The sequence below is a fragment of the Mesorhizobium sp. P2_A12 genome, assembly GCF_056405075.1.
In genome coordinates this window covers 152,554-173,411 of sequence record NZ_JBFUCU010000008.1, presented here as the reverse complement: position 1 = coordinate 173,411, position 20,858 = coordinate 152,554, and the positions used below count along the sequence as shown (strand labels likewise).

Genomic DNA, 20,858 nt, shown 5'->3' with positions numbered 1-20,858 from the left:
GATAGCGCTTTACGGCCATCGGTATTTCTTCTGATGTCTTGAGCGTTTTCGAGTAGGACATTTCCCACCACCAATCGAGGTTTTCTCAAGCCGCATGCCTGCCGAAATCCGCACGGCCCGCGCGTCTGACGTCGATGATCTCGCCGCCATCGAGAAAGCTGTTTTCCAAAGCGACCGTATTTCCCGCCGCTCCTTCCGCCTGTTCATCGAGCGCGAAACCGCCGAGACGCTGGTCGCTGAAGTCGATGGCCGCGTGGCCGGCTATGCAATCGTGCTGTTTCGCAAGGGTAGCGGCGTGGCGCGTCTCTACTCGATCGCGACCGGTCCCTTCTTCGGTGGGCTGGGTGTTGGCCGCATGCTGCTCGGATCCGCGGAAGACGCCGCCTTCGAGCACGGCCGCATGATGCTGCGTCTCGAGGTGCGCGAGGACAACAGCCGGGCCATCCGCATCTATGAGCACGCCGGCTATCGCAAGATCGGCCGCGAATCCGGCTACTACGAGGACGGCGAGACAGCGCTTCGCTATGAAAAGACCTTGCGCGGCGACATTCCGATCGCCACCAAGGTGCCGTTCTACCAGCAGACCTGTGAATTCACCTGCGGCCCATGCTGCCTGATGATGGCGATGGCCAATTTCGATCGCGGCTTCGTGCCGGATCCGGTCATGGAAATCCGACTGTGGCGCGAGGCGACGACGGTCTTCATGATGTCGGGACCCGGTGGCTGCGAACCGTTCGGCCTGGCTGTCTCGGGCTACGAAAGCGGGCTTGCGGCAGAGATCTATGTTTCGTTCTACGGCGCGCTGTTCCTGCAGTCGGTGCGCAGCGAGGACAAGCGCCGGGTGATGGAACTGGCCCAGGTCGACTTTCGCCGCCGCGCGGAACTTTACGGCATCCCGGTGAATTACCGTCCATTCACCATCGACGACATTCGCGCCGCGATCGCGGAGGGAAAACTGGTGCTGGTGCTGATCAGCGGGTTCCTTATGTTCGGCAAGAAGGTCCCGCACTGGGTGCTGGCCATCGGCGATGACGGCGACCATATCCTGATCCACGATCCCTGGGTCGAGGACGAAAGACAGGAGACCATCCTTGATGCCGCCAACATTCCCGTGCCCTACGGCATCTTCATGAACATGGCCCAGTTCGGCCGCGACGGACTGCGTGCCGCCATCACTCTGGGAAAGCGCGACAGACAATGACTTGGGTCATCCTTACCGGCCGGCAGAGCGATCTCGACCAGGTGGCGACACCGCACAAGATCATCACCAACCGTGACTATCTTGCGCATCCGTCGCTGTTTCGCGGCCAGCGGCCGAAGGTCATCAACCTGTCGAACAATTACGGCTACCAGAGCCGAGGCTATTACGCCTCGCTGCTGGCGGGCTCACGCGGTCACAAGGTCATTCCGACCGTCGAGACGATGATCGACCTGTCGGAGCGCAAGCTGTACGAACATGCATTGCCGGAACTGGAACTGGCACTCAACAAGTGCCGCAAGGATCTCGGTGGCGCCTTTCCAACCAAGGTCTGCATTTTCTTCGGCATCGGCCCCTCGAAAATCTGGGACCGTTTCGCCAAGCTGTTGTTCGACTGGTTCCGCGCACCGGCGCTCGAAGTCCACATCAAGGACAGCGCCGAATGGGCTTCGATCCGCAAGATCGGCTTCCATCCGCTGGCGCGGATGACCGAGGACGAAGAAAAAAGCTTCATCCAGTGCCTGGAGACCTACACCAGCCGCGAGTGGCGCGACACCAAGGGCCGCACGCCGGCGCGCTACACCTTCGCCACGCTGGTCGATCCGCATGAGGAATTGCCGCCGTCGGAGATCTCGTCGCTGCGCTACTGGGCCAAGATCGCCGAAAAGATGGGCGTCGAAATCGAGCCGATCACCAAGCGGGACCTCGCCAAGCTGGCCAACTACGACGCGCTGTTCATCCGCGAAACCACCTCGATCTCCAACCACACCTATCGTTTCGCCCGCCGTGCCCAGCAGGAAGGTATGCCGGTGATCGACGATCCACTGTCGATGATCCGCTGCACCAACAAGGTCTATCTCAACGAGCTGATGGCCTACAACAAGGTGCCGGTGCCGCCGACCGTAATGATCGCCGGCAGCTCGGATCTCGAACTGGCGGCGCAGACGCTCGGCTTTCCGCTGGTGTTGAAGATCCCCGATTCGTCGTTCTCGCGCGGCGTCAAGAAATGCGCTGACTTCGAGGAGTTGAAGACGCTCGCCACGGAATGGCTTGAGGATTCCGATCTTCTGATCGCGCAGAAATTCATTCCGACCGAATATGACTGGCGCGTCGGCGTGCTCGGCGGCCAGCCACTGTTTGCCGTCCACTATCTAATGGCCAAGAAGCACTGGCAGATCGTGAACCACAAGGCCAACGGCAAGCCCGACCAGGGCGGCATCAAGACCTTCACGCTGAAGGAAACCCCGGCGCATGTCGTCGAGACGGCGGTGAAGGCGGCGCGCTGCATCGGTGATGGGCTCTATGGCGTCGACCTCAAGGAAACCAAGGATGGCGTCTTCGTCATCGAGGTCAACGACAATCCGAACCTCGACCATGGCTGGGAGGATTCCGGCGAAAAGGACGAGGTCTGGGTGCGGCTGACGCAGTGGTTCCTGGAGCGGCTGGACCGGCCAGGCCGGTAATCACCGAGGGGAAAAGATGCTGTTCATCGTGATCGAGGATTTTACCGGCTGCGATCGCAAGGAGATCTATCGCCGCTTCCGCGATCGCGGCCGCCTGAAGCCGGACGAGCTGCTCGTGCACCACAGCTGGATCGCGGCGGACATGAGCCGCTGCTTCCTGCTGGTGGAGGCCGATGACGTCACGCTGCTGCAGCGCTGGGTCATCGAATGGGCCGATCTGGTGGAGTTCGAGATCGTTCCCGTGGCGACGAGCAAGGACATGGTCGCAGCATTGAGCGGGCACCTCTGAGCGGGAGCCGTCAACTCTTCTCGGTCAGGGCCGGCGATTTGACCGTGCGCACGCATTCCTCGATCAGCCACTGGCGAAACGCCGCCACCACATCGCGTCTTGCGCTGCGTTCCGGGATTGTCAGGCAATAAGGCTGGCGCAGCTCCAGCGCCTGGGTCAGCGGCCTGACCAGCCGGCCGTCTTCCAGTGCTTCGGCACAATAGACCCCTTGCGCCAGCGCCACGCCAAGGCCGGAAATAGCAAGATCAAGTGCGGCCCGCGACGAATTGGCCGAAAGGCCGCGTTGCGCTGCCCGGCCAGGCTCGACGCCCATCGCCTCGAACCAGTTGCGCCAGGACGGGAACGACGCGCCCGTCGGTCCCCAGTCGGTGTGGATCAGCGGCAGGCCGGTGAGGGCGGTGGCGTCCAGAGATCTGTTCGTCGCGACGAGATCAGGCGCGCAAACCGGGTAGACGGCATCCCTGGCGATGTCTTCCGTTGCCTGGTCGCGATAGTGCGAACGGCCATAGGAAAGGCGGATGTCGATCAGGTCGCGGTCGAACGATACCGGATCATCTTCGCCTCTGAGCGATATGTCGACAGCGCCGTGGGCCGCGACAAAGCCCGCCAGGCGCGACGACAGCCAGCCCATCGCCATGGATGGCGGGACCGACACGACGAGCCGGGAGCGGAACTCGGCGCCGCCCAGTTCGCGTGACACGCTGCCGATCTCACCGAATGCCGTTGTCAGCCGAGGCAGTATTTCCCTGCCGGCGTCGGTGAGGACGACGCGGCGGTTGACCCGGTTGAACAGCTTGCGGCCCATCTGGTCTTCGATGGTCCGGATCAGCTGGCTGACCGCGGCGGCCGAGATGGACAGCTCTTCGGCTGCCGCGGCGAAGCTGCCGGAACGCGCCGCCGCTTCGAAAGCCTGGAGCCCGCGCAAGGATGGAAAAGCGATCATGATGCCCGATAGATAAGGTAACCTTATCTAAATCGCACAATTCCTCGTTTTTAGAAAGTTTTCTTGTTCAATACGATGAGCATCGACATCGACATTTTCGAACTCCGGATGACGCCAGTGGACCATCGCGACGTAATTGCATCTCTGACGCAGGAAGAGCGCAATCGGCTGACCGCCAAGTCGGATGTCTCAGGTCTCGTTCAGCTTGGCGCTCATTGGGGTGCGATCGTGGTCATCGGATCGCTGATCGCCGCCAAGGTGCCGTTCTGGCCGCTGCTGATGCTGCCGCAAGGCATCCTGATCGTTTTCCTGTTCACGCTGCTGCACGAGACGGTTCATCGCACGGCCTTCGAAACGCAGTGGCTGAACGATGCCGTGGCGCGGGTCTGCAGCCTGGTGATCGCACTGCCGGCGGACTGGTTCCGCTACTTCCATTTCGCCCACCACCGATACACCCAGGACCCGGACAATGATCCGGAACTGGCTTTCCCCAAACCGGAGACATGGCGGCAATACCTCGTCCATGTCTCCGGCATCCCGACGTGGTGGGGCCACCTCAAGACGCTTTATGGCAATGTGATGGACCGGGATCGGGGGAGCTATGTTCCGCCAAAGGGGCACGCCAAGGTGCGCATTGAGGCGCGCGCCACGATGACCTTCTATGCCGTGGTCATTCTGCTGGCCGTCTATTTCCGGCTCACGGTGCTTGTCTATGTCTGGATCGTGCCGGCCTTGCTCGGACAACCGTTCTTGCGCCTCTATCTCCTGGCCGAGCACGGTCGCTGTCCGTTCGTCGCCAACATGCTGGAGAACACCAGGACCACGCTGACCAACTGGCTGGTCCGCAAGCTGGCGTGGAACATGCCGTTCCATGCCGAGCATCACGCCTATCCCGGCGTGCCGTTTCATCAGCTGCCGGAGTTTCATGCGCTGGTCCAGCGCCATCTGAAGGTGGTCGAACCGGGCTATGTCAGCTTCCACGAAAAATACATCGAGACATTGCGCTGACGGTGGTCTGTTCAGCCGGTCTGGCTGTGCAACGAGGCTGATTCCAGCAGGCGCTGAATATCCGCTGCCTTTGACGGAACTCCGATCAGATAGCCTTGCGCCTCGACGCAACCGTTGCGGCGCAGCATGTCGAGCTGCATCTCGGTCTCGACACCCTCGGCGGTGACCGTGATGCCGAGTTCGGCGCCCAGCCCGATGATGGTGCGAACGATCGCGGCTGTGTCGCGATTGCCGATGTCGCGGATGAACGAACGGTCGATCTTGATCTTGTCGACGGGAAAACGCCTGAGATAGCCGAGCGAGGAATAGCCGGTGCCGAAATCGTCGAGCGCAATGCGGATGCCCAGCCCGCGCAATTGGCGCAGCGTCTTCAGCACGGTCTCGCTCTCGTCCATCAGGACGGTTTCGGTGATTTCCAGTTCCAGCCGGCTGGCTTGCACGCTGGAGAAGGCCAGCGCCGAGATGACGCTGCGGGCAAAGCCACCGCTTTTGAGCTGCACCGCAGAGACATTGACCGCGATGCGCAGGGAAGGCCAACTTGCCGCCGCCACGCAGGCTTTCCTCAATGCCCACTCGCCAAGCGGCACGATCAGCCCGGTTTCCTCGGCGACGGGAATGAAGTTGTCCGGCGCCACCGTGCCGCGTGACGGCGAATGCCAGCGCATCAAGGCTTCCGCGCCGACGATCCCGCCGGATTCTATGTTCATGATGGGCTGGAAATCGAGATCGAATTCGTGGCGCGGGAGCGCTGTCTCAAGGTCGACCTCAAGCGCCCGGCGCGCCTGCACCGTGGCGTCCATTGCTGGCTCGAAGAAGCGGTACAGGTTGCGTCCTTCGCTCTTCGCCCTGTACAGCGCCGTGTCGGCGTTCTTCAGCAGCGTGTCGGCATCCCTGCCGTCGTTGGGGAAAACGGCGATGCCAAGGCTGATGCCGACATGCATCTCCCGGCTCTTGTCGCGAAACGGTTTTGCGATCGCCTCGACGATACCTTTCGCCAGTTTTTCCGCATCGGCAAGGTCTTTGAAGTTGGACTGGATGATGACGAACTCGTCACCGCCGAAACGGGCGACGATGTCTGTTTCATCGCGCAGGCAACGCCGCAGCCTCTCGGCCACGCCTTTTAGCAGCCAGTCGCCGGCCGGATGCCCCAAGGTGTCGTTGATGGCCTTGAAGCGGTCGAGATCGAGAGAGAAGATCGCCAGCGGTGAAGTCGCATCCTCCAGTGCTTGGTCGAGCCGTTCGCGAAGCATCGAGCGGTTGGGCAGTCCGGTCAGCGTGTCGTGATGCGCAAGATGGGTCATGCGCTCTTCGACCAGCCTGCTTTCGGTGACGTCGTCGAACGTGGCGACCCAGCCGCCACCACTCATCGGCCGACGCGCGATCATCAGCGTTCGTCCGTCGGCAAGCTGACGAGGGGTCGATCGCGTCTGGCCGATCTGCAGGCGGGCTTCAGTTTTGAGGACCTCGCCATCGATATCGATGGGCGGATAGACACCCAGGCGTACAAGCCGCTCAAGGAGTTCGCGCAGACCCATGCCCAGCGGAAGGTCTGCCTCGCCGACACCATAGAGCTCCAGAATGCGTTGGTTGCGCACGATCAGCCTGCCGTCGGCGTCATACATCAGCAGGCCTTGCGACATGTTGGCAAGTGCTGCGTCGAAGCGGCGATGCTGTTCCTTGAGATCCCGCTCTGCGCGTCGCTGTTCGGTGATGTCCTCGTAGATCGAGACCCAGCCGCCCGAAGCCAGCGGGCGATGCGAAATGTTGATGATACGACCGTCCGATAGCGTCTCCTCGTAGGTCGAGGCTTTCGCCTGGTCGATATAGGGCTTGCGGATGGCGTAGAGTTCTTCGGCGCTTTGCGAGGCGATACCGATGTCGACGCTGTGGCGCAGGATGTCGAGGAACCGGATGCCGGGCCGCATCACCCCGGCGTCGAGGCAGAAGATGTTGATGTAGTTGACGTTGCAAATAATCATGCGCTCGTCGGCGTCGAACATGCACAGCCCATGCGACATGTTCTCGACCGCAGCCGAAAAGCGTTCGTTCTGTTCGCGCAGTTCGTCTTCAATGGAGCGCGGCCGATCCATGCCTTCGGCCCCCGGTTCCGGGACGGCCGAACCATCCTTGGCATCAGCGACGGGCATAAGGAGCGCCTGCGGATCGTGATCGAACGGGCTAGTGTGGTCGCCCCCGGTTAATTTAGCGTTTTTCAGCCGATCGCGGGTACTGGAACTTGGTGGCGCGACTTCTCGATTGCCGAAAAGCGCTTCAGGAACGCATTTTGCGCTGAGGTCACCGATCGTGGCGTGAAATCGAAGCGATCGGCATTGAAACCGCGCGGCCGGCCGAAGAACTCGGTCGCCTCGGCGGTCGAAAAACCGGCAAGCAACGTTGCTTCGAAATAGGCGGCGATCTGGTCGGCGCGTTTGATCTCCTTGCGCAGTGCCGCGGCTGGTTCCGGCGGCAGCGAGAAGCGCAGATGGATGGCGCGCTGCAATCGCAATTCACAGTCCTTGTAGCTGCCGCCCATCACCGATTTGAACGGCGAAATCATGTCGCCGATGACATATTCGGGGGCGTCGTGCAGCAGCGCCGCCAGCCGGGCGTCGGGCGAAGCCGCAGGCACCAGGTCGCAAAACAGCGCCTCGACCAGCAGCGAGTGCTGGGCGACCGAAAAGGCGTGCTCGCCTCTGGTCTGGCCGTTCCAGCGGGCAACGCGAGCGAGCCCATGCGCAATGTCCGAAATCTCGATGTCGAGCGGCGAGGGGTCGAGCAGGTCGAGCCGGCGGCCGGACAGCATGCGCTGCCAGGCGCGTGGCGGCGCGCCGACGCGATCGGCCGCCATCAGGCCTCCTCCGCGCTGACGGCTTCCTGCGGAAAGCTGAACTTCGCCCAGGCGGGGATGGCCACGACAACCGGCACGTCGCCCGCCATGATCGGCTGGCCGGCGTCGAGCGCCGCCTTGACCCTGTCGATGCGGGCAATGGCGAGCCCGATCGTGCCGGCGTTCGAGCCAAGCGTGCCGACGGGCCGCCCCTCGACTGTCAGTTCGGTGCCCGCGGCGGGCAGGGGAAGTCCAGCCTGGACGATCAGCACGCGCCGCCTGGCCGTGCCGCGATGCTGCATGCGCGAGACAACCTCCTGGCCGACATAGCAGCCCTTCTTGAAACCGACACCGCCGGTTTCGTCCAGCAGCACGTCGTGCGGGAAGGCGTCTCCAAGTTGGTAGTCGCTGCCGGATTCGGCAATCCCGCTGGCGATGCGGGAGGCCTGCCATGCGGCAAGGTCGCTCCGCTCATCCGCTTGGCCATAGGAACGCGTGACGGCGCCGTTCGCAAAGCGCGTGTCGGCCGCCGTTGAATCAGATTGTGAGGTGGTTGACTCAACTCCCCATGCGACGGTGACAAGCGCCTGATCCGCTTTGGCAATCTCGACCTTGGCGCGCAGCTTGTAGAGCGTCAGCCGGCGTATGAAATCATCTGAAATGTCGGCACGGCATTCGAGCCTGAATGCATTCTCGCCGGCACGCGAGATCAGGAAATCGAACAGGATCTTGCCTTGCGGCGAAAGCAGCGCGCCCGGTTTTGCTTGGCCCGGTGTCAATATGTCGAGATCGGTGGTTAGGATGTTCTGCAAGAAATGCTCGGCATCGGGGCCCGAGACGGAGATGAGCGCGCGGTCTTTGAGTTGGGCAAAGGGCATTGGCGAAAGCAGCCTGATCTTGCAAAACGGTCGGCCTTTACGTAAGCCGCTGGCACTCCCCCCGCAAGAGAGCATGGCCATGACCTACGACCTCATCCTGACAGGCGGCACTGTGGTCAACCATGACGGCGAAGGAGCTCGCGACATCGGCGTGAAGGACGGGCGCATCGCTGCCATCGGCGATCTCGGCCACGCCTCGGCCGGCGAGGCGATCGACTGCCGCGGCTTGAACATCCTGCCGGGTGTCGTCGACAGCCAGGTGCATTTCCGGGAACCCGGGCTTGAGCACAAGGAAGATCTGGAGACGGGTTCGCGGGCGGCGGTCCTTGGCGGCGTCACCGCCGTGTTCGAGATGCCCAACACCAATCCGCTGACCACCAGCGAGGCAGCGCTTGCCGACAAGGTCCGCCGCGGCAGTGGTCGCATGCACTGCGATTTTGCCTTCTGGGTTGGCGGCACCCGCGAGAATGCGAAAGACGTCGGCGAGCTCGAGCGACTGCCGGGTGCGGCCGGGATCAAGGTTTTCATGGGTTCGTCCACCGGAGACCTGCTGGTCGAGGACGACGAAGGCGTCGCCTCGATCCTGAGGAATACGCGCCGCCGTGCCGCCTTTCACTCCGAGGACGAGTTCCGGCTGCGCGAGCGTCTGGGTGAACGCATCGTGGGCGACCCGTCATCGCACCCGATCTGGCGCGATGAGGTCGCCGCCTTGCGCTGCACCGAGCGGCTGGTGCGCATCGCGCGCACTGTTCGCGCGCGCATCCATGTCCTGCACATCTCGACGGCCGAGGAGATTCTGTTCCTCCAGCAGCACAAGGATGTCGCGACCTGCGAGGCGACGCCACATCACCTGACCCTCTCGGCTGACGATTACGCGCGGCTCGGCACGTTGATCCAGATGAATCCGCCGGTGCGCGACATCAGACACCGCGACGGCGTCTGGCATGGCATTGCGCAAGGCATCGTCGACGTGCTCGGCTCCGACCACGCACCGCACACACTGGCCGAGAAAGCCAAACCCTATCCGGCCTCGCCGTCGGGGATGACCGGTGTGCAGACGCTTGTGCCGATCATGCTCGACCATGTCAACGCCGGCCGGCTGACGCTGCAGCGCTTTGTCGACCTGTCCAGCCACGGTCCGCAGCGCATTTTCGGCATGGCGAGAAAGGGCCGGATCGCCGCCGGCTACGACGCCGATTTCACCGTCGTCGACATGAAGCGGCAGGAAATCATCACCAATGCGCAGGCCGGCTCAAAAGCCGGCTGGACGCCCTATGATGGCAAGCAAGTGACCGGCTGGCCGGTCGGCACCGTCATTCGCGGCCGCCGCGTCATGTGGGAAGGCGAGATCGTGGCGCCGGGCCAGGGCAAGGCGGTGGAGTTTTCCGAGGCATTGCCTCGCTAGGCCCCAACCTCCCGCAAGGCGGGCCAAAAAGGCTCAATCGCCGGCGACGAAGAATGTCCATTGCCCGGTGGGCGTGATGCCGACGCGGTAGAAGATGTAGGCGCCGAACTGCTTCATGTCGTCGAAATCGCCGGCGGTGACGATCTTGAAAAGTTCGACCCGTTGCTTGGCGTCGAGCTTGTCCAGTGGCAGCGCGAAGAAATACGGCCACACATAGAGTTCTTCGGGCTTGCCGGCATCGAGGTGGACGTAGCCGGCATTGAGCACCTCTTCCAGGATGGCCAGGATCTCCTGGCCGTCCGGATCGCCTGAGAGACCCTTGAGGAAGGCGATGGCGTCGCCGTCTATATCGGTCAGCGACAATTGTGTCGTGCTGTCGCCCGTGCCGATCAAAGGCCGCAGCTTTTCGATGTCGCCGCCTTTGCAGGCTTCGACTATCAGGTCGTGCATCCGCCGTACCGGTTCCGGCAGCCTGCCGAGATCGTAGACGACCTCGGGCACAGGCGTTTCCGGATCGACGCGCGGCCTGGTCACGCCGCCGCCGCTCGGCGGGCTGTCCGGCTCGGCTTCGTCAGGGCCAGCCGGTTTGCTGGTTGGAGGCGGCGTTCCTACTGGGTCGGGCATTGGCACGGTGCTTCCCGGCGGCGACATGTCGTCGTCCGCAGGCGGCGTGACTGGTGCGGGGAGCTCTTCGCGCTTGATCTCGCTCAGCGCATAAGCGGGGCTGCTGACGAGAACCAGGGGAATCGCGGCACAGCCAGCGGCGAAGCAGATGTAGAGGACCAAGCCAACCGGCTTGCCTGACATCGAAAAACTCACTGCCCGTTTCTCCCTGCTTCCGGGCATGACGCCCGAGCGGCAATCTGCCGTCAAAGAACCGGATGTCGGTTCAGTGCCGCAGCCGTTCAGGTTCGAAGGCGCCAGCAATCACCTTTTCACGCATACGGTCGAGCAGAGCAAGCGCCGAGGTCTCGCCATTGGCACGCAACATCTCGCCGAACGCCGTCTCCAGCGCTGCCTCGGCAATGATCTCGGGCTCTATGCCGGCGGAGAGACCTTCCGCCCAGGCTTCGCTGTGGCTTTCCACGGCGGTCAGGCGCTTCTCTTCCCTGACCAGCGCGTCGATGTCGTTGACACCATGTTCCATATGCGATGTCCACCCTTTCAAGCGGCGATCCGTCGATGCGGATCAGGCTTGATCTGTTCATTTCACACGCAGGGTCAATTAAGTATTTGTAAATACGACATTTTTTTGATCGTTTTTTACAAAGCCCGATTGCCTTGCGCGAAGCTGCGTTCAACTCGGGACAAACTTAGCCGATTAGGGCGGCCTGCGGGGCGAAAACCTTCAGTTTGAGTTAATTCCGCATTCGCGGAGTAAGGTTTCGTTAAGACTGTTGCAGAAGTGCCACATGAGGATTGCACCAAGATGTCACTTGGCACAAGCCGGATATTTCGGCCGTCACCGGTGATGGTCCGGATATCTGTGGATGGGCAGGTCGGAATGCCTAGTTGCCATAACGCGAGGCGATGTCGCGCGACAGCGTCTCGCCTTCCTTCATATAACGGCTGATGGCTTCGGTGGCTGAGGGGGTGCACTGCGTGTAGGTGCCGCCGAAGGAGCGGTAGCCGCGATTGAAGCTGGCGATGAAGCGGGCGCGCCGCTCGGCGTCCGGATTTTCCGAATCGAGCAGCTTCTGCATCTCGACACGCCACTGGTCGCCTTTCTCACCGCACAAATTGCGCAGGAAATGCAGCGATCCCAGAACCTCCGCCAGCCGCATCAGCCCGGGCTCGAACGGCGATTCGGCACCGAGCGCCGGCCGCGCCGAGACGGCCGAGCTGACGGCCAGGCATACGACGAGGAGCAGGGATGGACGGTTCATAGGCCCTCTTGGCCAAGCGGCATAAGCCTTTGTGGCGAAACAATTTGTCGCCCGCAAGGCGATTTTCAGGGCAGCCCGGCGTTTGCGCCAAGGCCCAGCAAGTCTTCGGCGACCGCGAACACCGATCCTGCGAGCGGCAGCACCGCCATCTCGCTAAGCGTGTAAAAGGCAGCTGTCTCGGCGTCGTCGCTGGCCACCGCCTCGCCGCCGGCATAGGCGGCTCCGAACACTGTCAGAAGGTAATCGACCGGGTGGCCGTCATCCCTGCCGTTGATGTGGATTTCCCGAAGCGGGCGGTAGTCGGTGGCGTGCAGGCCGGTTTCTTCCAGCAATTCGCGCTTTGCCGCGGCCTCGAGCGTCTCGCCCGTCTCGACCTTGCCGCCCGGAAAGGCATAGAGCCCTTGCGATGGCTGCCGCGCCCGCTTGACCAGGAGCACGGTGTCGCCGCGCACGACGGCCACCGAGACGGCCGGAAGTGTCTTGCGCGCTTCGTTCATGGATTCCCGATCAGGCTCATCTGAAGGCAGGTCTGTTGTGGACCGCCCAGCATGGGGAAGCTTTGGCGATTGCGCAACGCCGGTTCCATCGCCACTTTCAAGCTGAACCAGCCGAAGGGTACCAGTCGACCATGTGCGGACGTTTTGCCTTGACCGCGACACCGGATCGGACCGCCGCCTTTCTGGGCGTGGCGGGGCTTGAGGATTTCCCGGCGCGCTACAACATCGCGCCGACGCAGCCGATCCTGGTGGCAATCGCCGGTACTCCGCGGGCGCCCGGCTCCAATCTGCCGGACCGCCAGTCGATGCTGGTGCGCTGGGGGCTGATCCCGACCTGGGTGAAGGACACCAGGGAGTTTCCGCTGCTGTTCAACGCACGCTCGGAAGGGGCCGCCGAAAAGGCCTCGTTCAAGGCCGCCATGCGCCATCGCCGTGCGTTGGTGCCGGCTTCCGGCTTCTATGAGTGGCGGCAAACCGGGTGCAAGAAGGGCCAACCTTATTGGATACGGCCCAGGCATGGCGGGGTGGTCGCCTTTGCCGGACTGATCGAGACCTATGCCGAGCCGGGCGGTTCGGAAATGGACACCGGCGCCATCCTGACCGTCAATGCCAATGCCGACATCGCCCATATCCATGACCGCATGCCGGTGGTGATCGATCCGAGCGACTTTGCCCGCTGGCTGGATTGCCGCACGCTCGAGCCACGCGATGTCGCCGACTTGTTGCGGCCGGCGCAGACTGATTTCTTCGAGGCAATTCCCGTGTCCGACCTCGTTAACAAGGTCGTCAACACCGGACCGGAGATTCAGGAGAGGGGCGAGATCGGGCCGGAGCCCGGGAAGGTCAGGCGCCAGAAGCCTGGTGCGGACGACAGTCAGATGACGCTGTTTTAGAGGCGCATGTCAGCTTTAGAGACGCATGTCAGCGCTATGTTGCCGGCGCCTTCGGGGCCGGTCGCGCACCAGTTCAAGCAGCGCGAGGCGATACGATCTTCTGCGTCGGCTTTTTCTTCTTCGCGGTATGGAGAAGGGCGGCGACGATCGCGGCCGGGCCGATGGCGCGGTAGTGGTTGGCCAACGCCGGTTGCTTGGCGCGGTTGGATTCCTGCTTGGTTCGGGGCATGTCTCTCTTCCCAGGTAACATTTTCGTGTCTGCCGTTTGATGGCCGATTCTGACCAAATCGTGACGCCTGCTGAACTAGTCGACGAATGTTTCATCACTGTGCCGACATGTTTAATAAAATGTTTCGGCGCGCCTTTACCTGTGATCCAACGACGTTTTTGCCGAAACTAGCGACTTGACGGCAACACCTGCCAAGGCGATAAAGCCGCCCATGAAAACGTCTTTCGCCATTTGTGGCATTTGCATTATTGGCTAGCCTCGCGCTGGTCCGGACGTTTTCGCCTCATCTTCCCCAGATTGGACAAACGCCCCGGCCAGCAGGCTGGAGTCTGTTTTGCGCCCTCGACGGGCGCCCGGCTCCGGTCAAAACATAACGAACCGGGAAGGCACGAATGTCTGACGCATCGCATGGCCTGCGCCTCTACAACACGCTGACGCGGACGAAAGAGGATTTCGTCCCGATCGATCCGCTCAATGTGCGCATGTATGTCTGCGGTCCGACGGTGTACGACTTTGCGCATATCGGCAATGCCAGGCCGGTGATCGTCTTCGACGTGCTGTTCCGCATGCTGCGCCATCTTTATGGCGAGACGCACGTCACCTATGTGCGCAACATCACCGACGTCGACGACAAGATCAACGCGCGCGCCTTGCGGGACTTCGGCGGCGAGATCGGTTCAGGCACGCTCTCGCTCAACGAAGCGATCCGGCGCGTCACCGAAAAGACCGCCGACCAGTTCCACAAGGATGTGGCCGTTCTCGGCTGCCTGGAGCCGACGGTCGAGCCGCGCGCCACCGAATTCGTCGAGCCCCGCACTGACGGCAAGGCCGACATGATCACCTTGATTCAAAGCCTGATTGGACGCGGCCATGCCTATGTCGCGGCGGGTGAAGTACTGTTCGACACCGCGTCGATGCCGGACTACGGACAATTGTCGAAGCGCAATCTCGACGAGCAGCAGGCCGGTGCTCGGGTCGCCGTCGACGCGCACAAGAAAAGCCCGCAAGATTTCGTGCTGTGGAAGCTGTCGTCACCGGAGGAGCCGGGCTGGAACAGCCCGTGGGGCAGGGGCCGGCCGGGCTGGCACATCGAGTGCTCGGCGATGTCGGCCGCCTATCTCGGCGAGGTCTTCGACATCCATGGCGGCGGCCTCGACCTGATCTTCCCGCACCATGAGAACGAGATCGCCCAGTCGCGTTGCGCCCATGGCACCGACGTCATGGCCAACATCTGGATGCACAACGGCTTCCTGCAGGTCGAGGGCCAGAAGATGTCGAAGAGCCTCGGCAATTTCTATTCGATCAACGAGTTGCTGGAGACAGAGACCTTTGGCGGCCGCAAATGGCCGGGCGAGGTGCTGCGGCTGGCAATGCTGATGACGCATTATCGCGAACCGATCGACTTTTCCGTGCGCAAGCTGGAGGAGGCCGAAAACATGCTGCGCAAATGGAAGCGGGCGGCGGATCTTGCGCCGGCCGCGGGGCAGTTGCCGATGGAGGTCATCGATGCGTTGTCGGACGATCTCGCCACGTACGCCGCTTTCCAGGTCTTGACGCAGTTGGCCGGCGAGGCCGTGGACGGCAACGAAGTGGCGGCTTCGCTGAAGGCGTCGCTGCTGTTCCTCGGCTTCGATGTCGCCTCGGCCGACATTGATGAAGGTGGTGTTGCCAAGGCGATCGCCAATCGCCTCGCGCTCATCGCGTCGAAGAACTGGGCCGAGGCCGACCGCATCCGCGACGAACTGCTGGCACATGGCGTACAATTGAAGGACGGCAAGGACCCCGTCACCGGAGAGCGCGTGACAACGTGGGAGGTGAAACGGTGAGGGTGGCGCGAAACACCCCCCTCTGTCCTGCCGGACATCTCCCCCTCAAGGGGGGAGATTGGATGTCACATCGGCTTTCGCCAATCGTCTCCGTTGATCATTGGGCGTTTCCGGCGAAGCTGCCGATCTCCCCCCTTGCGGGGGAGATGCCCGGCAGGGCAGAGGGGGGCGAACCGCGATGACGCATTATCGAGTGCCCGTCGGCAACCGCAACAACGCGCGCAAGATGCGCAAGGCTATGACCGATGCCGAGCTGAAACTCTGGAATGAGATTCGCGCACATCGGCTCATGGGGCTGGCGTTTCGACGCCAGATGCCGATCGCCGGCTACATCGTCGATTTTTCCTGCTCTAGCAAGAAGCTGATCGTCGAGTTGGATGGTTCTCAGCATGCTCAGGCTGAAGCTTCGGCATCCGACGCCATGAGAACTGCCAAGCTCGAAGCCCTAGGCTGGACCATCCTGCGCTTCTGGAACGACGACGTCATTCGCGATATCGACAATGTCTGCCAGCACATCGTGATCGAAGCCGGCCTTGCCGGTGCTGAAATGCTGGCGAGCGAACCAGCAAGGGAGTCCGTTCCATGATCGACCATCTCGGTATCACCGTTGCCGATTTCGATGCTTCGAAGGCTTTCTACGACAGGGCGATGGCGCCGCTGGGTGCCTCGCTGCTGTATATGGTGCCGCTGGAATACACCGGCGGCGCCAAGGTCGGCGGCTATGGCCGCGACCGGCCGGTGTTCTGGCTGAGTTCCGGCAAGGACAAGCCGAAAGACCACCAGCACGTCGCCTTCACCGCGCGCAGCCGCGCCGAGGTCGATGCCTTCCATGCGGCGGCACTTGCCGCCGGCGGCAAGGACAATGGCGGGCCGGGCCTGCGCCCGCACTATCACCCGAACTACTATGGCGCCTTCGTCTTCGATCCCGACGGCAACAATGTCGAAGCCGTCTGCCATGTGCCGGAGTGAACCGCGATGAGCCTCGACAACCGGCCGATCTATACCGGCGGCTGCCAGTGCGGCGCGGTGCGCTTTCGCGTGGAGGGCGCGCTTGGCGACGCTTCGATCTGCCATTGCCGCATGTGCCAGAAGGCGTTCGGCTCGTTCTATGCGCCGCTGGTTTCGGTGCGCGGCGCAACGCTCGACTGGACGCGCGGTGAGCCCAAATATTTCCGCTCGTCCAGCCATGTCGATCGTGGCTTTTGCGCCGATTGCGGCACGCCGCTGACCTTCACCGCGCCGGACGGCGTTGGCCTCGCCATCGGTGCGTTCGACAATCCGGCGGAGATCGTGCCGCTGATCCAGTGGGGCACCGAGGCAAAGCTGCCCTATGTCGACACGATCCCGCAATTGCCGGGCGAGGAGACAATGGCGGACATGTCGTCAGCCCCCTATCTGGCCGACCTCGTCTCCTATCAGCACCCGGACCACGACACCGAACAATGGCCGCCGAAGGAAAGATCATGACCGAGACATCAAGAACCGGCGGCTGCCAGTGCGGCGCGGTGCGCTTCCGCATCAAGGGGGCGCTCGGCCGGCCGTCGATTTGCCATTGCCGCATGTGCCAGAAGCAGTTCGGCTCGTTCTTCGGTGCGCTGGTGACGGTGCCCAAGGATGGCGTCGAATGGACCCATGAGGAGCCAAGCTATTTCCAGTCGTCGGTCTACATCGATCGTGGCTTCTGCGCCCGCTGCGGCACGCCGCTGACCTATCGGCAGCCCGGTGGACTGGAGATCGCCATCGGCGCCTTCGACGACCGCTCCGATCTCGCCCCGCAAATCCAGGTCAACTACGCCGCGCGGCTGCCCTGGGTGGAGACGATCTTCGACCAGCCCGTCCACCAGGACCCCGATTTCTACGCCCGGCAGGAGCAGATCATCTCCTTCCAGCATCCCGACCACGAAACGGCGGACTGGCCGACCAAAGGTTTGCAGCTATGAGCAGTCGATTGCGCACCCTTTATCCCGAGATCGAGGCGTTCGAGTCCGGCATGCTCGATGTCGGCGACGGCCATCAGGTCTATTGGGAACGCTCCGGCACCAGGGGCGCCAAGCCGGCGGTGTTCCTGCATGGCGGGCCAGGCGGCACCATCTCGCCAAGACACCGCCGGCTGTTCGACCCAAAACTTTACGACGTCATCCTGTTCGACCAGCGCGGCTGTGGAAAATCGACGCCCAACGCCTCCCTGGAAGCCAACACGACCTGGCATCTGGTCGCCGATATCGAACGCCTGCGTGAGATGGCCGGCTTCGACAAATGGCTGGTGTTCGGCGGTTCCTGGGGCTCGACCCTGGCGCTTGCCTATGCCGAGACCCATCCTGATCGCGTCAGCGAACTGGTGGTGCGCGGCATCTACACGCTGACGCGTGCGGAGCTCGAATGGTATTACCAGTTCGGCGTCTCCGAAATGTTCCCGGACAAATGGGAGCGGTTCCTGGCGCCGATCCCGGAGGCCGAGCGCGGCGACATGATGGCGGCTTACCGCAAGCGGCTGGTGGGCAGCGACCGCAAGGCGCAGATCGAGGCAGCCCGCGCCTGGAGCCTGTGGGAAGGCGAGACGATCACGCTTTTACCCGACCCCGAAACCAGCGGGCCTTTCGGACAGGACGACTATGCCGTCGCCTTTGCCCGTATCGAAAACCACTATTTCGTCCATGCCGGCTGGCTGGAAGAGGGGCAGTTGCTGCGCGATGCCTGGAAACTGAGGGATATTCCCGGCACCATCGTCCATGGCCGCTACGACATGCCGTGCCCGGCGCGCTATGCCTGGGCGCTGCACAAGGCCTGGCCGAAGGCGGATTTTCACCTGATCGAGGGCGCCGGTCATGCCTATTCGGAGCCGGGCATCCTGGGTCAGCTGATCCGGGCGACGGACAGGTTTGCGGGCAAATGACTATGACCCGCGAGCGCCTCTATCTCTTCGACACCACCTTGCGCGACGGCCAGCAGACGCCGGGCATCGACTTTTCCGTCGAGGACAAGATCGCCATCGCAAAATTGCTCGACGCTTTCGGCCTCGACTATGTCGAGGGCGGCTATCCCGGCGCCAACCCGACCGACACCGCCTTCTTCCAGGAGAAGCGTACGGCGAGCGCCAAATTCGTCGCCTTCGGCATGACCAAGCGGGCAGGGGTGTCGGCGTCCAACGATCCCGGCCTCGCAGCCCTTGTGCAATCGAAGTCGGACGCCATCTGCTTCGTCGCCAAGAGCTGGGACTACCACGTCCGCGTCGCGCTCGGCTGCACCAACGAGGAGAACCTCGACGCCATCAAGGCATCCGTCGAGGCGGCGATCGCCGCCGGCAAGGAGGCGATGGTCGATTGCGAGCATTTCTTCGATGGCTTCAAGGCCAATCCCGACTACGCCCTGGCTTGTGCCAGGACGGCCTTTGATGCCGGCGCGCGCTGGGTGGTGCTGTGCGACACCAATGGCGGTACGCAGCCGTCGGAAGTCCGCGCCATTGTCGAGCAGGTCATCGGCTCAGGCATCCCCGGCGGCAATCTCGGCATCCATGCCCATGACGACACCGGCCAGGCGGTCGCTAATTCGCTGGCCGCGGTTGAGGCCGGCGTGCGCCAGATCCAGGGAACGCTCAACGGCATCGGCGAGCGCTGCGGCAACGCCAACCTGATCTCGATCGTGCCGACCTTGGCGCTGAAGCCGGCCTTCTCCACCCGCTTCGAGACGGGTATTTCGGCGGAAGCGCTCGCCGGCGTCTCCAGGCTGTCACGCGCTTTCGACGAGCTCTTGAACCGTGCACCGGAAGCGCAGGCGCCCTATGTCGGCGCCTCGGCCTTCGCCACCAAGGCCGGCATCCATGCTTCCGCACTGGCCAAGGAGCCCGCGACCTATGAGCACGTGCCGCCGGAGGCGGTCGGCAACCGCCGCCGCGTCATGGTCTCGGACCAGGGCGGCAAGGCCAATTTTCTCGCCGAACTGAAGCGGCGCGGCATCGATGTGCCGAAGGACGACCACCGGCTCGATGCGCTGATTGCGGTGGTCAAGGAACGCGAGGCCGAAGGCTATGCCTATGAAGGGGCTGACGCCAGCTTCGAACTTCTGGCGCGCAAGATGCTGCACGGCCTGCCGGAGTTCTTCAACGTCACCTCGTTCCGCTGCATGGTCGAGCGCCGCTTCGACGCCAACGGCCAGTTGAAGACGGTGTCCGAAGCGATCGTCAAAGTGCTGGTCGACGGCGAGGAGAAGATGTCGGTGGCCGAGGGGCATGGCCCGGTCAACGCGCTCGACATTGCCCTGCGCAAGGATCTCGGCAAATTCCAGAACGAGATCGCCGACATGGAGCTTGCCGACTTCAAGGTGCGTATCCTCAATGGCGGCACGGAGGCGATCACCCGCGTGCTGATCGAATCGCATGACGGCACCGGCGCGCGCTGGTGGACGGTCGGCGTTTCCGAAAACATCATCGACGCCTCGTTCCAGGCGCTGATGGATTCCATCGTCTACAAGCTGATGAAGAACCGCGAGATGGCCGGGCTGGTGGCGGCGGAGTAGGGTTGAACCATCAGCGAAAGTCCGTTGATCCATCAGAACTTTGTGATGGTCTTGGCAAGGTGGCTGGGCCATAGCGTTGGCCCATGGCCACTGAAGCAACTGCCCTGGACACCGATTCAAAGGCCCGCCGCGGCTTTCTTTTGGCGCTGGGCGCCTATCTGCTGTGGGGATTGCTGCCCTTCTATATGAAGGCGGTCGCCCACCTGCCGCTCGCCGAAGTCATCGCCCACCGTATCGTCTGGTCTGTGCCGATCGCCGCTGCCGTACTGGTCTGGGCCGGCCGTACGGCGGATTTCAAGGCAGCGCTTCGCTCACCCCGCACCATCGCCATGGCCGCGCTGACGGCGGCATTGATTTCGGTCAACTGGGGCATCTATGTCTGGGCGATCGCCGTCGACCGCACCGTCGAGACCGCGCTCGGCTATTACATCAACCCGCTGGTCAACGTCGTCGTCGGTGCGCTGCTGCTGGGCGAGCGTCTCGACCGGTTGCAGATCGCGGCGGTGGTGCTGGCGGCAGTCGCCGTCACGGTGCTGACCATCGAGGGCGGCAAGCTGCCCTGGGTGTCGCTGGCGCTGGCGTTTTCCTTCGCCGCCTACGGCTTCTTCCGCAAGACGCTGCCGATCGGCCCGAGCCAGGGTTTCCTGCTCGAAGTGCTCTTGCTGTCGGTGCCGGCCCTCGGTTACATCGCCTACCTGATCGCGACCGGGCAGGACCACATCGTGTCCGGCAGCGGTGCTGATACGGCATTGCTGATCGGCTGCGGTCCGGTCACATCGGTGCCGCTGCTGCTGTTCGCCTTCGGTGCCAAGCTGCTGCGCCTCTCGACCATCGGCATCATGCAATACATCGCGCCGACCATGGTGTTCCTGATCGCGGTCCTGATCTTCAACGAGCCTTTCGGCACCACCCAGGCCGTCGCCTTTGCTCTCATCTGGGCGGCATTGGCGATCTATTCCTGGTCGATGCTGACGAACGCGCGCAAGGCTTCTATCCGGTAAGGA

At 62.8% G+C, this 20,858-nt stretch carries 23 protein-coding genes; 14 read left to right on the top strand and 9 right to left on the bottom strand.

Annotated features, from left to right (window positions below; translation table 11 throughout):
- Window positions 1–94 precede the first annotated feature (94 nt).
- The 3 genes from AC1DZU_RS19410 to AC1DZU_RS19400 are packed head-to-tail and all read left to right on the top strand — an operon-like array spanning window position 95 to window position 2,950.
- Window positions 95–1,201 (top strand): peptidase C39 family protein, encoded by a 1,107-nt coding sequence (locus AC1DZU_RS19410; protein ID WP_184871205.1) that lies wholly within the window; start codon window positions 95–97, stop codon window positions 1,199–1,201.
- Window positions 1,198–2,661, top strand: a complete 1,464-nt coding sequence (locus AC1DZU_RS19405) for a RimK family protein (RefSeq protein ID WP_477287371.1) — start codon at window positions 1,198–1,200, stop codon at window positions 2,659–2,661. The genes AC1DZU_RS19410 and AC1DZU_RS19405 overlap by 4 nt, the downstream gene beginning before the upstream one ends.
- Window positions 2,662–2,677: 16 nt before the next feature.
- The gene (locus AC1DZU_RS19400; protein WP_477287370.1) at window positions 2,678–2,950 is read left to right on the top strand and encodes a DUF3303 domain-containing protein; all 273 of its coding nucleotides are present in this window, start codon (window positions 2,678–2,680) and stop codon (window positions 2,948–2,950) included.
- Between the two features lie 10 nt (window positions 2,951–2,960).
- On the opposite strand, the gene AC1DZU_RS19395 is transcribed toward AC1DZU_RS19400, so the two are convergent.
- Window positions 2,961–3,893 (bottom strand): LysR substrate-binding domain-containing protein, encoded by a 933-nt coding sequence (locus AC1DZU_RS19395; RefSeq protein ID WP_477287368.1) that lies wholly within the window; start codon window positions 3,891–3,893, stop codon window positions 2,961–2,963.
- Between the two features lie 117 nt (window positions 3,894–4,010).
- Here AC1DZU_RS19395 and AC1DZU_RS19390 point away from each other — a divergent pair, with 117 nt between their 5' ends.
- Window positions 4,011–4,901, top strand: coding sequence for a fatty acid desaturase family protein (locus AC1DZU_RS19390; protein WP_477287423.1), 891 nt, complete (start codon window positions 4,011–4,013; stop codon window positions 4,899–4,901).
- A gap of 11 nt (window positions 4,902–4,912) precedes the next feature.
- Here AC1DZU_RS19390 and AC1DZU_RS19385 read toward each other — a convergent pair whose 3' ends face one another.
- The 3 genes from AC1DZU_RS19385 to ygfZ all read right to left on the bottom strand — a co-directional run bounded on the left by AC1DZU_RS19385 (window position 4,913) and on the right by ygfZ (window position 8,606).
- Window positions 4,913–7,048, bottom strand: coding sequence for a putative bifunctional diguanylate cyclase/phosphodiesterase (locus tag AC1DZU_RS19385; RefSeq protein WP_477287366.1), 2,136 nt, complete (start codon window positions 7,046–7,048; stop codon window positions 4,913–4,915).
- Between the two features lie 65 nt (window positions 7,049–7,113).
- Window positions 7,114–7,749, bottom strand: a complete 636-nt coding sequence (locus AC1DZU_RS19380) for an HD domain-containing protein (RefSeq protein WP_477287364.1) — start codon at window positions 7,747–7,749, stop codon at window positions 7,114–7,116.
- Window positions 7,749–8,606, bottom strand: coding sequence for a CAF17-like 4Fe-4S cluster assembly/insertion protein YgfZ (gene ygfZ, locus AC1DZU_RS19375; protein WP_477287362.1), 858 nt, complete (start codon window positions 8,604–8,606; stop codon window positions 7,749–7,751). Before ygfZ ends, AC1DZU_RS19380 begins: the two co-directional genes overlap by 1 nt.
- Before the next feature lie 73 nt (window positions 8,607–8,679).
- On the opposite strand from ygfZ, the gene AC1DZU_RS19370 reads away from it, so the two are divergent.
- Complete coding sequence (locus tag AC1DZU_RS19370) at window positions 8,680–10,011, top strand: dihydroorotase (RefSeq protein WP_477287360.1); 1,332 nt, start codon at window positions 8,680–8,682, stop codon at window positions 10,009–10,011.
- Window positions 10,012–10,044: 33 nt separating this feature from the next.
- Here AC1DZU_RS19370 and AC1DZU_RS19365 read toward each other — a convergent pair whose 3' ends face one another.
- The 4 genes from AC1DZU_RS19365 to AC1DZU_RS19350 all read right to left on the bottom strand — a co-directional run bounded on the left by AC1DZU_RS19365 (window position 10,045) and on the right by AC1DZU_RS19350 (window position 12,394).
- Window positions 10,045–10,830: a hypothetical protein gene (locus tag AC1DZU_RS19365; protein WP_477287358.1), complete on the bottom strand. Its 786-nt coding sequence runs from the start codon at window positions 10,828–10,830 to the stop codon at window positions 10,045–10,047.
- Window positions 10,831–10,900: 70 nt separating this feature from the next.
- Window positions 10,901–11,158, bottom strand: coding sequence for a hypothetical protein (locus AC1DZU_RS19360; protein WP_008874920.1), 258 nt, complete (start codon window positions 11,156–11,158; stop codon window positions 10,901–10,903).
- Window positions 11,159–11,519: 361 nt separating this feature from the next.
- Window positions 11,520–11,897: a TIGR02301 family protein gene (locus AC1DZU_RS19355; RefSeq protein WP_477287356.1), complete on the bottom strand. Its 378-nt coding sequence runs from the start codon at window positions 11,895–11,897 to the stop codon at window positions 11,520–11,522.
- A 65-nt stretch (window positions 11,898–11,962) separates the two neighbouring features.
- Complete coding sequence (locus AC1DZU_RS19350; RefSeq protein WP_477287354.1) at window positions 11,963–12,394, bottom strand: NUDIX hydrolase; 432 nt, start codon at window positions 12,392–12,394, stop codon at window positions 11,963–11,965.
- Between the two features lie 131 nt (window positions 12,395–12,525).
- Between AC1DZU_RS19350 and AC1DZU_RS19345 the strand changes: the two genes are divergently transcribed.
- Window positions 12,526–13,287: an SOS response-associated peptidase gene (locus AC1DZU_RS19345; protein ID WP_477287352.1), complete on the top strand. Its 762-nt coding sequence runs from the start codon at window positions 12,526–12,528 to the stop codon at window positions 13,285–13,287.
- Between the two features lie 73 nt (window positions 13,288–13,360).
- On the opposite strand, the gene AC1DZU_RS19340 is transcribed toward AC1DZU_RS19345, so the two are convergent.
- Window positions 13,361–13,516: a hypothetical protein gene (locus AC1DZU_RS19340; RefSeq protein WP_184871193.1), complete on the bottom strand. Its 156-nt coding sequence runs from the start codon at window positions 13,514–13,516 to the stop codon at window positions 13,361–13,363.
- A gap of 392 nt (window positions 13,517–13,908) precedes the next feature.
- On the opposite strand from AC1DZU_RS19340, the gene cysS reads away from it, so the two are divergent.
- From cysS to rarD, 8 genes are all read left to right on the top strand, one after another.
- Entirely contained in the window at window positions 13,909–15,342 is a 1,434-nt protein-coding gene (gene cysS / locus AC1DZU_RS19335) for a cysteine--tRNA ligase (protein WP_477287350.1), read from the top strand.
- A gap of 178 nt (window positions 15,343–15,520) precedes the next feature.
- Entirely contained in the window at window positions 15,521–15,928 is a 408-nt protein-coding gene (locus AC1DZU_RS19330) for an endonuclease domain-containing protein (RefSeq protein ID WP_477287421.1), read from the top strand.
- The gene (locus AC1DZU_RS19325; RefSeq protein WP_477287348.1) at window positions 15,925–16,311 is read left to right on the top strand and encodes a VOC family protein; all 387 of its coding nucleotides are present in this window, start codon (window positions 15,925–15,927) and stop codon (window positions 16,309–16,311) included. The genes AC1DZU_RS19330 and AC1DZU_RS19325 overlap by 4 nt, the downstream gene beginning before the upstream one ends.
- 6 nt (window positions 16,312–16,317) lie before the next feature.
- Complete coding sequence (locus tag AC1DZU_RS19320) at window positions 16,318–16,809, top strand: GFA family protein (protein WP_477287346.1); 492 nt, start codon at window positions 16,318–16,320, stop codon at window positions 16,807–16,809.
- Complete coding sequence (locus AC1DZU_RS19315) at window positions 16,806–17,282, top strand: GFA family protein (RefSeq protein ID WP_477287344.1); 477 nt, start codon at window positions 16,806–16,808, stop codon at window positions 17,280–17,282. Before AC1DZU_RS19320 ends, AC1DZU_RS19315 begins: the two co-directional genes overlap by 4 nt.
- Window positions 17,279–18,235 (top strand): prolyl aminopeptidase, encoded by a 957-nt coding sequence (gene pip, locus AC1DZU_RS19310; protein WP_477287342.1) that lies wholly within the window; start codon window positions 17,279–17,281, stop codon window positions 18,233–18,235. The genes AC1DZU_RS19315 and pip overlap by 4 nt, the downstream gene beginning before the upstream one ends.
- Window positions 18,232–19,854, top strand: a complete 1,623-nt coding sequence (cimA, locus tag AC1DZU_RS19305) for a citramalate synthase (protein WP_477287340.1) — start codon at window positions 18,232–18,234, stop codon at window positions 19,852–19,854. The genes pip and cimA overlap by 4 nt, the downstream gene beginning before the upstream one ends.
- 83 nt (window positions 19,855–19,937) lie before the next feature.
- Window positions 19,938–20,855: an EamA family transporter RarD gene (gene rarD, locus AC1DZU_RS19300; RefSeq protein ID WP_477287338.1), complete on the top strand. Its 918-nt coding sequence runs from the start codon at window positions 19,938–19,940 to the stop codon at window positions 20,853–20,855.
- Window positions 20,856–20,858: the final 3 nt, after the last annotated feature.